11 protein-coding genes and 1 pseudogene are annotated in these 10,663 nt (G+C 69.4%); 8 read left to right on the top strand and 4 right to left on the bottom strand.

The genetic code is table 11. From position 1 onward, the window contains the following. Nucleotides 1-118: 118 nt before the first annotated feature. Complete coding sequence (locus NQU54_RS03825; RefSeq protein WP_257629850.1) at nucleotides 119-847, top strand: SDR family oxidoreductase; 729 nt, start codon at nucleotides 119-121, stop codon at nucleotides 845-847. Between the two features lie 21 nt (nucleotides 848-868). Here NQU54_RS03825 and NQU54_RS03820 read toward each other — a convergent pair whose 3' ends face one another. Beyond that, nucleotides 869-1,315 carry a MarR family winged helix-turn-helix transcriptional regulator gene (locus NQU54_RS03820; protein WP_257629750.1) on the bottom strand — a complete coding sequence of 149 codons (447 nt, stop codon included), beginning with the start codon at nucleotides 1,313-1,315 and terminating at the stop codon, nucleotides 869-871. Between the two features lie 97 nt (nucleotides 1,316-1,412). Here NQU54_RS03820 and NQU54_RS03815 point away from each other — a divergent pair, with 97 nt between their 5' ends. Next, the gene (locus tag NQU54_RS03815; RefSeq protein ID WP_257629749.1) at nucleotides 1,413-1,823 is read left to right on the top strand and encodes a nuclear transport factor 2 family protein; all 411 of its coding nucleotides are present in this window, start codon (nucleotides 1,413-1,415) and stop codon (nucleotides 1,821-1,823) included. Between the two features lie 95 nt (nucleotides 1,824-1,918). On the opposite strand, the pseudogene NQU54_RS03810 reads toward NQU54_RS03815, so the two are convergent. After that, nucleotides 1,919-2,266 (bottom strand): annotated as a pseudogene (locus tag NQU54_RS03810) (chlorophyllase); the annotation flags it as partial. Next, nucleotides 2,248-2,571 carry a GntR family transcriptional regulator gene (locus NQU54_RS03805; RefSeq protein ID WP_257629748.1) on the bottom strand — a complete coding sequence of 108 codons (324 nt, stop codon included), beginning with the start codon at nucleotides 2,569-2,571 and terminating at the stop codon, nucleotides 2,248-2,250. The gene NQU54_RS03805 and the pseudogene NQU54_RS03810, both read right to left, overlap by 19 nt. Before the next feature lie 304 nt (nucleotides 2,572-2,875). Between NQU54_RS03805 and NQU54_RS03800 the strand changes: the two genes are divergently transcribed. Beyond that, the gene (locus NQU54_RS03800; RefSeq protein ID WP_257629747.1) at nucleotides 2,876-4,558 is read left to right on the top strand and encodes an alpha-keto acid decarboxylase family protein; all 1,683 of its coding nucleotides are present in this window, start codon (nucleotides 2,876-2,878) and stop codon (nucleotides 4,556-4,558) included. Nucleotides 4,559-4,734: 176 nt separating this feature from the next. Continuing rightward, nucleotides 4,735-5,541: an IclR family transcriptional regulator gene (locus tag NQU54_RS03795; RefSeq protein ID WP_257629746.1), complete on the top strand. Its 807-nt coding sequence runs from the start codon at nucleotides 4,735-4,737 to the stop codon at nucleotides 5,539-5,541. Nucleotides 5,542-5,598: 57 nt separating this feature from the next. On the opposite strand, the gene NQU54_RS03790 is transcribed toward NQU54_RS03795, so the two are convergent. Next, nucleotides 5,599-6,978 carry an MFS transporter gene (locus tag NQU54_RS03790; RefSeq protein WP_102933369.1) on the bottom strand — a complete coding sequence of 460 codons (1,380 nt, stop codon included), beginning with the start codon at nucleotides 6,976-6,978 and terminating at the stop codon, nucleotides 5,599-5,601. 195 nt (nucleotides 6,979-7,173) lie between these two features. On the opposite strand from NQU54_RS03790, the gene NQU54_RS03785 reads away from it, so the two are divergent. The 4 genes from NQU54_RS03785 to NQU54_RS03770 are packed head-to-tail and all read left to right on the top strand — an operon-like array spanning nucleotide 7,174 to nucleotide 10,661. Then, the gene (locus NQU54_RS03785; protein WP_167499754.1) at nucleotides 7,174-8,064 is read left to right on the top strand and encodes a DUF6282 family protein; all 891 of its coding nucleotides are present in this window, start codon (nucleotides 7,174-7,176) and stop codon (nucleotides 8,062-8,064) included. Between the two features lie 16 nt (nucleotides 8,065-8,080). Then, on the top strand, nucleotides 8,081-8,989 hold the full coding sequence (locus tag NQU54_RS03780) for a cupin domain-containing protein (protein ID WP_257629745.1): 909 nt from the start codon (nucleotides 8,081-8,083) through the stop codon (nucleotides 8,987-8,989). Next, nucleotides 8,986-9,774, top strand: a complete 789-nt coding sequence (locus NQU54_RS03775) for an HpcH/HpaI aldolase family protein (RefSeq protein WP_069862588.1) — start codon at nucleotides 8,986-8,988, stop codon at nucleotides 9,772-9,774. Before NQU54_RS03780 ends, NQU54_RS03775 begins: the two co-directional genes overlap by 4 nt. Further along, nucleotides 9,771-10,661, top strand: coding sequence for an LLM class flavin-dependent oxidoreductase (locus NQU54_RS03770; protein ID WP_257629744.1), 891 nt, complete (start codon nucleotides 9,771-9,773; stop codon nucleotides 10,659-10,661). Before NQU54_RS03775 ends, NQU54_RS03770 begins: the two co-directional genes overlap by 4 nt. Nucleotides 10,662-10,663 lie beyond the last annotated feature (2 nt).

Raw genomic sequence — 10,663 nt, 5'->3', positions numbered from 1 at the left:
CGCGCCCGCTTCCGCTCGTTGACCTTGGGCGTTCGAATTGTTCCGATATGCGGTGCATGCAATGCCTGTATCGGGGCATTACGTCATGTCGCAGACATACCTCGACGAAGGGCGTGTCATGAAGTTCGCGGTCATGGGCGGTACCGGGCTGATCGGGTCGCAGGTCGTCAAGAATCTGAACGCCGCCGGACATGAGGCGGTACCGCACTCGCAGTCCACCGGAGTCGACGTCATCAGCGGCCAGGGGGTGGACGAGGCGGTGGCGGGGGCCGATGTCGTCGTCAATCTGACGAACTCCCCGACCTTCGACGAAGCCTCCCCGGCCTTCTTCCAGACCTCGATGGACAACCTCCTGGCCGCGGCCCAGAAGGCCGGGGTCGGCCACTTCGTGATCCTCTCGATCGTCGGCGTGGACCAGGTGCCCGAGCTGGACTACTACCGGGCCAAGACGCTCCAGGAGGAGATCCTCGCCGCCGGGCCGATCCCCTACTCGATCGTCCGGGCGACGCAGTTCATGGAATTCATGGAGTCGGTCCTGTCCTGGACCGCCGACAGCGACACCGTCCGGCTGCCCGCCACGCCGATCCAGCCCATCGCCGCCAAGGATGTGGCCGCCGCGGTGGCGGGGGTCGCCGCGGGCACCCCGCTGCGTGGCATTCGCAACATCGCGGGCCCCGAGATCTTCCCCCTGGACGAACTGGGCCGGATCACCCTGTCCCACAAGGGCGATGACCGCCCCGTCGTCATCGACCCCACCGCCGGTATGTTCGCCGCCGTCAAGGGTGACGTCCTCACCGACATGGACGCCCACCTCGCCTCCACCCGCTACGCCGACTGGCTCTCCTGAACCGCCCGCACTCGCCTCGCGCTATGAGGTGAAGGGCCCGTGGTCGACGAAGCGGTGGAGCTGCCGGGCGAAAGCCCGCGCCTCGCCGGGTGGCCAGGCGGCGAGAGAGTCCTCGATATGCGCGGCGAGGCGCTGCCGGGTGGTTTCGATCGCCTGCCGCCCGGCTTCGGTCAGGGTGAGCAGGGTGGCGCGCCGGTCGCCGGGGTCGGGTTCCCGGCTCAGCAGGCCGGCTTCCTCCAGGCGGGTCGCGCGGCGGGTGACGCCGGAGCGGTCCAGGCCGATCTCGTCGGCGAGGCCCGCGGCGCTGCGCGGCCCGGTGCGGGCGAGCCCGCTGAGAACGGGGTAGGTGACCTCGTCCACGGCCTCGCCCAGGCCCTCGGTCAGGCGTCGGTGGATCTGCTCACGGGTGCTGCGCTTGAGCAGCGTTCCCAGCGCGTCGGCGATCTCGTGTCCCACATCGTTCGGCATGACACCAAGATTAGCGTGCGCGGGGCACGCAATATGCGGTACGGGATGCGTGCTCGACGCACGCGGTTTTCCGTTTCCGATACCGAAGGGCACCCTCATGGCCACCTCCACCCCCACCGCTCGCACCAACATCGCCGCCGCCCTCACCGATCTGCTCCTCATGCCCGGTCTCGAACTGACCGAGGCCGTCGATCGGCACTTCGCTCCCGACTACCGTCAGCGCACCGACGGCCGCTGGGACGACCGTGGTGAGTTCGTGGCCCACATCGCACATCTGCGCACGATCGTCGCCAGTGGCTCGGTCCAGGTCCTCGACGAACTCGCCCTGGGCGACCGCTATGCGGACCGTCACATCATCGACGTCGCCAAGACCGACGGCTCCACCGTGCGTACGGAGGTCTACCTCTTCGGTGAGTTCGCCCCTGACGGGCGCTTCCGCCGCATCGAGGAGACCACTCTCATGATCGAGGGCGCCGACGCCGACCGGAACCTCGGCAGCGCTCGCTGACGCCGCGCGGCTACTGACATCCCCTGGCGGGACCGCGTGTTCCGGCTTCTCGCCCGGGATGATGTGATCCCATCCGGCGGTCGCTCCTAACGGCTCTACTTGGACTCGACTCGTCCGAGCGGATCGGGACCGGCCGTCAGTGCCTCGCACGCCGTCTGCCAAGCGGAATCCCCCGGGGAGAGCTGCGTGCGGAGGTAGGCGCAGGTGAGCCGCTGGACCACGGACACCCGCTCGGGGCTCTCGTCCGTCGTCTCGGCGACGTCATATCCCGAGACCCCGCCGAGCCCGTGCTCCGCGTCGAACAGGGTGAGCAGCGACTTGGGGCCGGGGGAGAGGGTGTACGGATCGGCGTGCCATTCCGCGCCCCGAACCGTCAGATGAGGCGAGGTGTCCTTGTCGCCGGTGACCACGAGCGTGGGCGTCGTCATCTTGGAGAAGTCCGTGGGCGCACCGACTTGACCAGGGCGCGAGGTGTGGCGCCGGCCGCGGCGATCGTGGCGGACCACGACGGCGGGACGCTGCGCGAGATGACGTAGTCGATCCGCCGGTTGACGAACGTGCCCGACCCCTGGGTCCGGCGCACGACGAACCTGCGCTCCAATTCCTGAACGGCCGCCCGTGCGGCGACCCGGCCCACGCCGAACCGCCGGGCGATCTCGGCCTCGCTGGCCACCCGTGTGCCACGGGCACACTCGGCCAGCTCGGCGGACAACCGCTCCGCGATCTCCAGATACCTGGTCGCACTCACACCGGGAACTGTGATCGGCCCACTCGTCCGGACAACCTGCCGATGGCCAACGAGTCCGACCGGGAACGTGAACAACCGGGACAGTTGTTTCACGGTTCGAACCGGCCGTCTCCCGTGGAATCCAAGGTGCGCATCCGGCGGTCAGCGGTCCTGCCCGGCCGGGCCGCCCGGAAGCGCGAGCCCGGTGCTCACCCGTTCGGCGGGGCGCGTCCCGGGGCCCGGTGGCCCGGCGAAGTCACCGGTGACAGCATCGGCACTGGCAGGCCGGTGTGGCACGACAAGACGCATCAAGAAAGGTCGCGTCATGGGCGTATGCACCGTGGGTGACTATCTCCTGCGCCGTCTACAGGAGATCGGAGTCAGGCATGTCTTCGGAGTGCCCGGCGACTACCAACTCGAATTCCTGGACCAGGTCGAGGCGATGGACGGCATCGACTGGGTCGGGAACTGCAATGAGCTCAACGCCGCCTACGCCGCGGACGGCTACGGCCGGCTGAACGGGATCGCCGCGCTGGTGACCACCTTCGGCGTGGGCGAGCTGAGCGCCCTCAACGGCATCGCCGGCGCGTACGCCGAATCGGTGCCCGTCGTTTCCATCGTGGGGACACCGGCCACCTTCGTCGTGGAGGGCAAGCAGAAGGTCCACCACACGGCCGGCGACGGCGACTTCACCCGTGCCGCGAAGTGCGCCGGTGAGTACACCGTCGCCCAGGCGATCCTGACCCGTGACAACGCCGCCTCGGAGATCGACCGGGTGCTGCGCTTCTGCTGGCTGCTCAAGCGTCCCGTGTACATCATGGTGCCCTCGGACGTCGCCTACGAGACGATCGAGGCACCGGCCGCCCCCCTCGCCCTCCTGGAGCCCTCCAGCGACCCCCGCAAGCTGGAGAAGTTCGCGGGCCAGGCGCGGGATGCGCTGCGCGCGGCCCGGTCGGTGGCCGTGCTGGTCGGCCCCGAAGTCGACCGCTACCACCTCACCGGCCAGCTGATGGAACTCGCCGAGCGGATCGCCTGCCCGGTCGCCTGCCTCAGCAACGCCAAGGGTGTCTTCCCGGAGGACCACGACCAGTTCATCGGCGGATACGCGGGCAAGCTCAGCGACGCCTACGTCAGGGAGTCCATCGAGAACGCGGACTGCCTGCTGGCCCTCGGCACCCAGTTCACCGACTCGGTGACCGGCGGGTTCTCCCAGAACATCGACCCGTCACGGGTCATCGCACTGCATCCGACGGGCGCCGCCGTCGGCAACACCCAGTACGCCCATGTGTCGATGAAGGACGCCTTGCTGGCCCTTGCCGGCACCGGCATCCACAAGCCCTCCGCCATCACCTCGCTCCTCCAGCGCCGCGCCAGGGGGCAGGCGTACGAGCCCGTCCGCTCGGCCCGGCTGGTCCAAGAGCGCTTCTGGGAGCAGTTCCAGGCGTTCCTCGAGCCCGGCGACGTGGTGATCGCCGACCAGGGCACCGCGTACTACGGATGCGCCGAACTGCCTCTTCCGCGCGACTGCACCTTCGTGGGCCAGCCGCTGTGGGGGTCGATCGGCTATACGCTTCCGGCGCTGCTGGGAACCACGCTCGCGGCGCCCGGCCGCCGCCACATCCTGCTGATCGGCGACGGCTCCTTCCAGCTGACCGCGCAGGAGCTCTCCACGGTGCTGCGGAACGGGCTCCACCCCGTCATCATCCTGATCAACAACGACGGCTACACGGTCGAGCGCTGCATCCTCGGCGCGGACGCGAGCTGCAACAACATCGCCACCTGGCGCTACGACCGGCTGGTCGAGGCATTCGACCCCCAGGACCTGGCCATCACTGCCAAGGCGAACACCGAGGACACACTGGCCGCCGCGTTCGCGGCGGCCAAGAGCAACCGCGACCGGCTCGTGTTCGTCGAGGCGGTCATGGAGCGCCTGGACGCCCCGGAGTCTCTGGTCAAGCTGGGCAAGGCGTTCGCCACCGCGGACTACCACCACGCACCCGTCTCCTGAACGCGAACCGGCCCGAACTCCCGTTGAGTTCGGCGGTGGCCGGGAGCGCTGCCCTTCAGCGACGAACCGTGGTCGACTCGGGTAGCCTGACCATCAGGTTCACTTCGTGAACATGCTCAGGTTCACGAAGTGAACACGCTGTCAGGCTCTCGATCACCATCCGGCGGAGGCTCCCCATGGGCAAGTCGACACGGTCGTCCGACGCCACGCGCGCGGACCGTGGCGACCAAGCCGATATCCAGGCGGTGAGCCGGGTCAGCCAGATCCTGTCGCTGTTCGAGCCCGCCACTCCGGAAATGACCGCCGTCGAGGTGGCCGAGCGGCTCGGCCTGAACCGCACCACCGCATACCGGTACTGCACATCCCTCGTCGCGGCGGGGCTGCTCGAGCGCAACGCCGAGGGCAGCTATGTGCCCGGTGGTCTGCTGCTGCAACTCGGCGCCTTCGCCATCGGCCACCGCAGTGTCATCAACCTCGCCCCGCGCCATATGAGGGCGCTCGCGCGCGCCACGCAGACGACCGTGGTGCTCAGCCTCTGGGGCCTCACCGGACCGGTGGTCTCCCGGGTCGAGGAGAACATCTCCGCCGTGGTCGTGGTGTCCGTGCGGGTGGGCAGTCATCTGCCGCTGGATTCCGCGCAGAGCAAGGTCTTCCTCGCGTACCACGCCGACCAGCTGTCGATGGAACGGCTGATGGCGAATCTGCCGGGCCAGGCGCGGGAGGAACTGCGCGCCGATGTCGAGCGGGTGCGCACGGTGGGACACTGCTCCGCGATGAGCACTCCCGGTGTCGTCGCGGTGGGCGCGCCCGTCTTCGACGAGTACGGCATCTGCGCCACCATCGCGATCGTCGGCCCGGACAACACCCTGTCGATGGCCGACGACACCCCCGAGCTGCGTGTCGTCGTCGACACCGCGCGTGCCCTCACCCAGGAGCTCGGCGGCCACTACCGGCCCGACGACCTCGACCGGCGGGCGGTGTAGAGCGGCCGCTGGTCGTACGGGGCCGGGCCGGGTGGCGCCGAGCCGGGTGGTGCCGCGTCAGGCCAATTTCGGGATCGTGCTGTCATCGGCCATGTCGACGTCCTTCGTCTCCGGGCCGAGGAAGCCACCGAACGCGATCAGTGCGCCGGCGAGTGCGATCAGGACGGCCGGGGCGAGGTGTGATGGCATGACGCCGTCGAATTGCCGCAGATAGAACTGGTAGAACGCGGGCGCGATCAGCGCGAGGCTGTACCCGACGCCGTAGCCCGTGGAACGGATGCTCGCCGGGAACCGCTCGGTCAGATACGCGGCGATCGGGCCGAATGTGCCGACGGTGAAGACGCCGATCATGACACCCCAGCCGACGGCCGCGCCCAGGCCGCCGTCGGACACCATCAGCAGCGCGTATGATCCGGCGCCGATCACCATGACCGACAGCCCGTAGCCGATGTAGAACCGCCGCCGCCCGATGCGCTGGGAGAGCAGTCCGAAGAGGGGGTAGCACAGCGCGGCGGAGGCGTTGATCACGAGCATGGTCAGCGTGACCTGCTTGCTCGACAGCGCAAGGTGCTCCTTGAGCTGCCCGGGGGTCACGGCGGCCTCCATATTGGTGGCCAGCCAGGTGCCGGTCATCAGCACGAACACCTGGGCCAGCGATTTCGGATAGCGCACAAGGAGCTGTACCAACGGCAGTTTGTGCCGCTCCCCGGTGTACTCGGGCGGCGGCTCGTGCACCTGCTTGAGGTAGTAGCGGAACAACAGGGCCGACAGCACCGCGCCGACCAGGAAGGGTATCCGCCAGCCCCACTGCACATAGCTGCTGTGCAGTCCGGTGGACGGCATCGCTTGCAGCAACAGCAGGGTGAGCGCGGCGATCATCGCGTACGCGGCGGGGGAGGTCGAGGTGATGACCGAGGCGTAGAGCCCGCGCTTGTGCCGTGGGCTCCACTCCATCGCCAGGGGCACCGCGGTGGTGTACTCACCGCCGAGGAAGATCCCGTCGATGAATCTCAGCGCGATCAGCAGGCCGACCGACCATGTCCCGATCGTCTCGTGGCCCGGTAGACATGCGGTGATCAGTGTGATGACGCCGAAGCCGCCGACCGCGACGAGTGTGGTGCGTTTGCGGCCGACCGTATCGGCGAAGTGGCCGAAGATGATGGCGCCGAGTGGGCGGCCGATGAGTGTCGACGCGAACACCAGCGATGCGAGCAGGGCCGTGGTGCTCGCGCTCAGATGCGCCGACTGGAAGTAGTCCGTCGCGGGCGCGAGCACCACGATCGGCAGATAGATGTCGAACTGGTCGACGAAGTAGGCGAACGCCCCGCCGCGCACCGCGGCGCGCGCCTTGGCGGTGTCCGGACCGTGCGGGGTGTTCGGGTGAGCGTCGTCGTCCAAGATCGCCGACTGCTGCTCTGCGGGGGGCAGTGGGGACATCGCGTCCTCCGGATCGGTTGCTGGCTGCCCGCAGCTCTGAGGTGCCACATGCGGCGCGTTGCGAACTGCGTGTTCACGAAGCGAACTGTCGACCACCCTAAAGTTGTGACTTGAGTCGCACAAGAGTGCTGCAAGGGGTTGACTTGCGGTCTACAGTGAAACGCGAATTCACAATACGAACCGAGGTGGTTTCCTATGAGGGAACGTCCTGCCATCGCCTCCGTCCTGGACGGCCTGGTCGATATGCATGTCCACTCCGGCCCCAGCCCGTTTCCGCGTCGCCTCGACCATGTCGAAGCCGCACAGGACGGCGCCAGGATCGGGATGCGCGCCATGGTCGCGAAGTCCCACCATCACAACACCCAGATGGACATCCTGGCGATGAAGGGACGCCTCGCCGGGGTCGCCGCCTCCGCCTATGGTGGCATCGCCCTCAACAGCACCGTCGGCGGTCTCAATGTGCACGCGGTGCGCATGTGTCTGCGGATGGGCGGCAAGGTCGTCTGGTTCCCGACCATCTCCTCGGGCCGGCACATCGACTGCCACCCCGAGGACGGGGCGTTCCCGACCACCACCGTGCCCCTGACCCTGGAGCGCATCGACATCGTCGACGAGAACGGGGAACTGAAGCCCGAGGCGGCCGAGATACTCGACGAGATCAAGGAGCAGGAAGCCGTCGTCAACGGCGGTCATATGTACCCCGAGTACATCCGCACGCTGTTCCGGGCGGCGAAGGACCGCGGCATGACGCGGATGGTCGTCAGCCACCCCGACTATGTGATCGGCGCCGACCCCGACCTGTGCCGCGAGCTCATCGCACTCGGCGCGTTCATCGAGCACGAGGTCGGCATGTACGACCCCGAGGGGACCCAGAAAAGGGATCCGAAGCGGCTGCTGACCTGGATCGAGGCGCTCGGCCCCGAGCACACCGTACTGGCCTCGGACTTCGGCCAGGCGGTCAACCCGAAACCGGTGGACGCGTGGTTGCGGGTCGCCGGGGCGCTGCTCGACCTCGGCCTGCCGGAGAAGGACCTGCGGCGCATGGCCTGCGACAACCCGGCCTATCTGCTCAACCTCGACACCTGAGCGAAAGGACACCACGGTGTACGAAAAGGACGACCCCCGCTCCTCGCTCGCGACGGCGACCGCGCCACGGCCGGACAGCGGTGCCGCGATAGCCGCCGCCCAGTACTTCGATCTGCACCGCCTCGCCCCGCCCGGCGCCGCGACACCGGACGCCCGTACCGCGGTCGTCCGCGCCCAGAACGTGGTGCTGGCGCACACCGAAGCGCGAACCGGCGACGACCTCGACAACGGGACGCTCGACGGTGAGCTCGCCGTGGTGGTCACCGGCGCCTCTCCCGCCTTCACGGTGGTCACCGGCGACGGGAGCACACGCGTCGATACGCCAGGACTCGTCGTGGTCCCGCCCGGTGCCTCGCGGATCAGTGTGCACGGCGACGGCCCGCTGATCCGCCTGGTCGAGGCCGCCGAGCCGGCGTGGCGGGACCGGGCCGCCAACGCCGGAGCGTACGCGGCGGACCACCCGCGCGTCGCACTGCTGGAGCGGTGGCCGGAGCCCGTCGGCGGACCCGCCGTGCGGTTCTACCCGCTGGCCGGGGTGCCGGAGGACCCGGCACGGTTCGGCCGTATCTTCCGCACCCGGTCCTTCATGGTCAACTTCCTGCCCGAGCTGGAGGGGCCGCGCGACCCGCACAAGCTCTCACCGCACACCCACGACGACTTCGAGCAGCTGTCGCTGGCCGTGCGGGGGCAGTACGTACACCACATCCGCACCCCCTGGCTGGGCGACAGCTCCCAGTGGCGCGACGACGAGCATGTACGGCTCGGCAGCCCGTCCCTCGCGATCATTCCACCGCCCACCGTGCACACCTCCGAAGCGAGCGATCCCGAGGTGAACCAGCTGATCGACATCTTCAGCCCGCCACGCACCGACTTCTCGGAGAAACCCGGCTGGGTGCTCAACGCCGACGACTACCCGATGCCATGAGCGCGCCACGACGCACAGGCGCCGGGCTGTTCGCACCGGACCGCGCCACCACCCCGCTCGGCACCTGGCTGAAGATCGCCTCGGGTGAGCCGGCCGAGATCATGGCATACGCCGGGTTCGACTTCGTGGTGATCGACCTGGAGCATGCGCCGCTGGACCTCCAGACCGCGTACCGGCTGATCAACTCGGCCGCCGCGCTGGGCATGGTGCCCCTGGTACGGGTGCCGGACAAGACGGCCTCGACGATCCAGAAGATCCTCGACGCGGGGGCCATGGGCATCCTCGTGCCGCACGTCGACACCGTCGAGGAGGCCGCGGCCGTCGGGCGGGCCTGCCGGTTTCCGCCCCACGGGGTGCGCGGCGCCGGCGGCACCAGCCGGGCCGGGGCGTGGGGGCTGGCCCCCGGTGCCGACTACCTCGCCACCGGCAACGACGATGTGCTGTGCATTCCGCAGCTCGAAAGCGTCGAGGCCATCAAGGCCGCACCGCGGATCCTGGCCCTCGACTCCGTCGACGCGGTGTTCGTGGGCGCCGCGGATCTTTCGATGTCGATGGGCTCCACACCGGCCTCGCCCGAGGTGCTGGAGCTGATCAGCTCGGCGGAGGAAGCCGCGCACACCGCGGGAAAGCTCTGCGGGCTCGCGTTCGGCGGTGTGCCCGAGCGCGCCGCGCGGGCGGTGCGCGACGGCTGCGACTTCGTCCTGCTCAGCAATGACACCTCGATGCTGGCGGAGACCGCGCGCGGGCTGGTCACGGCGTTCCGGGAAGCGGACGGGCACCGATGACGCTCTCCCTGCCCCGCGCGGCGCTGTCGGTCGCCGAACTGGACGACCTCGACCACGAGGGAGCGGTGCGCTTCCTCCGGGCCCTCGAAGAGGGCGGCCACCGGATGGTCTGGATCCCCGAGGTCGCCGGGCGCGAAGCGTTCACCACCGCGGCGCTCGCGCTCGGTTCGACACACCGGATGATCGTGGGCAACGGCGTGGCCCGCGCGCTCGAACGTGTGCCGAAGTCCGCCGCGTCGGCGGCGCGGGACCTCGCCGCCGGCTACCCCGGGCGCTATGTGCTGGGGCTCGGGGTCAGCGGCGCGGTCCGCGAGCGGGGTGTCGGCCCGCTGTCGTTCCTGCGCGACTACCTCGACGAGGTCGACGCGACCATCGCCCGCCGGGGCGGCAGCCGGGCGGCGGTGCCACGGGTGCTCGGCGCGTATTCGGCCGGGATCACCCGCCTCGCCGCCGAGCGCGCCGACGGCCTGATCACCTTTCTCGTCACACCCGAGCACACCCGCTGGGCGCGCGAGACGATCGGGGACGACCTGTTCCTCTCGGTCGTCCAATGGGCGGTGGTGGGCCGCGACCGTGCCGCGGCCCGCGCAGTGGCGCGCGAACGCCTCGCCTACTACCTGACGCTGCCGCACCAGATCGCCAAGCTGACCCGCCTCGGGTTCACCGAGGCCGACCTCGCACCACCCGGCTCCGACCGGCTCGTGGACGCCCTCGTCGCCTGTGGCACACCCGACCAGGTGCGCCAGGCGGTGCGGCGGCAGTACGACGCGGGCGCCACCCAGGTGGCCATCAGCCTGGTCGGCCGGCTCGACGACGCCAAACTCGACGCCTACCGGGCACTCGCGCCCCCGCACACGATCCGGACGACAGGAGACGACGACACATGACC

The organism is Streptomyces malaysiensis subsp. samsunensis (assembly GCF_024519315.1).
Classification (GTDB): domain Bacteria; phylum Actinomycetota; class Actinomycetes; order Streptomycetales; family Streptomycetaceae; genus Streptomyces; species Streptomyces malaysiensis.
The sequence above is the reverse complement of the archived record's forward strand: the minus strand, read 5'-3'. Positions and strand labels throughout refer to the sequence as shown.